At 51.4% G+C, this 1,805-nt stretch carries 2 protein-coding genes and 2 pseudogenes; all 4 read right to left on the bottom strand.

Annotation, left to right across the window (positions count from 1 at the left end; all coding sequences use genetic code 11):
• Positions 1–244, bottom strand: a pseudogene (locus Q0628_RS15495) (heme d1 biosynthesis radical SAM protein NirJ1); the annotation flags it as partial.
• 75 nt (positions 245–319) lie between these two features.
• Entirely contained in the window at positions 320–925 is a 606-nt protein-coding gene (locus Q0628_RS15490; protein WP_298772542.1) for a penicillin-binding protein activator LpoB, read from the bottom strand.
• Between the two features lie 125 nt (positions 926–1,050).
• Positions 1,051–1,338, bottom strand: a complete 288-nt coding sequence (locus Q0628_RS15485; protein WP_298772540.1) for a hypothetical protein — start codon at positions 1,336–1,338, stop codon at positions 1,051–1,053.
• A 139-nt stretch (positions 1,339–1,477) separates the two neighbouring features.
• A pseudogene (locus Q0628_RS15480) lies at positions 1,478–1,805 on the bottom strand (hypothetical protein); the annotation flags it as partial.

Below are 1,805 nucleotides of genomic sequence, written 5' to 3'. Positions count from 1 at the left end.
AGTCGGCCAACTGATCAATCAAAGCCAAGCCTTCTTCATGCGTGAGTTCGTTCTGGTACTTGATGGCCTCGGAGCGGGCATAACAATGCACGCAACTCAGGTTGCAGGTTTTGGTGCAATTCCACACCACCACGGGGCCACGACCCGGCGCAACGCCGTTCTTGCATTCATGGGCCTTGGGTTCATAACGCAGCTGGTCGCCGTAATTCGGCGTATCCATCAAGAGCTTGGTAATACTGATCATGGGCCCAAAGATAGAAAAATAACCCCGGAACCCGAGGTTATTTAAAATCATTCTCCGTTGAGAGCGGCGTCGCGATTAAAGCTTCACAGAATCTTTGGAAATGAACTTCTTGATCTTCTTGTCACCCATCCAAAGCTTCTTGTGGCTCTGGAGATCGGTGAGTTCCAGGTCAACCTGGTAGAAAATCACGGACTGGCCACCTTCCTGGTCCACGATGGTGTTGATCGTGCCGGTAAGCATCCAGTCAGCACCGGTTTCCATGCCAAGTTCCTTGGCCGTTTCTTCGGTTGCATTGCCGCGCTGGTCCATGACCTCGTTACGCAGTTCGGCACGTTCGGAAGAATTGGCGACGAAGTCTGCGGCACCGGAATTCAACAGGGCGCGTTCCATGTCCTTGATAAACGTTTCGACGCTAATGTGTTCGTGGCTCTTGTTGCGCACCTTGCCAATCACGACGGTCGGAGTACGGCCCATTTCGCCGATGATCTTTTCAATACGTGGGCTGGTCAAGCAGCTCGTAATCATTTCGTCAGCCACCAGGCGGGAATCGGTGTCATTCCACTTACCGGAAAGGTCGGTTGTCGAGTTTTCATCGATACGAGTAACGGTCTTGCCGCCACTGCTACAAGCGACCATGCAAAGGCTGCAGCCGAGGGCCAGAATGGTGAGCAATCTACGCATAAAAATCTCCTTTTAAAGTTTTTCCACAAATGTAGTTACAAATAAAACTTCTGTCTACAAAATAAAAAATGCCGCCGGTCCTTTAAGGACTGGCGGCATTTCAATTGTCAAAGAAAATCCGGAAATTACTTACCAGCGAACTTTTCAGAAGCCTTCTTGACCTTGGGGTCGTTCTGTGCTTCCTTAATCTTCTGCTTGATACCGTCCTCGATCTGCTTCTTGAGCTTGGCGGCGAGGGCGGGGAAACGGTCTTCCAGGGAATCGCTAAAGACAGCCGGCTTCTTGGGAGCGACAGGACCCTTACGCTTGGCGTTCAGGGGGCGCTTCTTCTTGGCCGGGGCCTTCTTTTCTTGGGATTTTGTTTCCTGAGGCTTGACTTCTTCTGTGGATTTGACTTCAGTTTCTTCTGACATAATAGACCTCTTGGAAATATTGTTAATTTGACGGCGCAAAAATAGTAAATTTTCGGGCCGTTTCTAGGTTTTGCAATCAAAAATTATGCTTTTTGAGCGAAAAAAAGGCGTTTTAAACTACCCAAAAAGCGTAGAGAGCCTACGAGCCGCGCCTATTTTCAAGCCAATGGGCAAGCACCGTGATGTCGGCGGGGCGGACGCCGGGGATGCGGCTAGCTTGCCCGAGCGTGAGCGGCTTGTGGGCATTCAGGCGCTGGCGGCTTTCGATGCTCACCGCCGTCACCAACATGTAGGCGAAATCGGCCGGCAGCTTCACCGACTCCATCTTCTTCTGGTCGTCGATTTCCTTCGCTTGGCGGTCAAAGAAACCTGCATAGATTTTTTCGGCGTACATGAACCACTGGTCGCGACGGGTCAGAGGCAAGTCCGGCAAAGCCCACCGTGCGTTGTACGATGCACAGGTGACG

This window comes from uncultured Fibrobacter sp., assembly GCF_937877005.1.
Lineage (GTDB): Bacteria > Fibrobacterota > Fibrobacteria > Fibrobacterales > Fibrobacteraceae > Fibrobacter.
The sequence above is the reverse complement of the archived record's forward strand: the minus strand, read 5'-3'. Positions and strand labels throughout refer to the sequence as shown.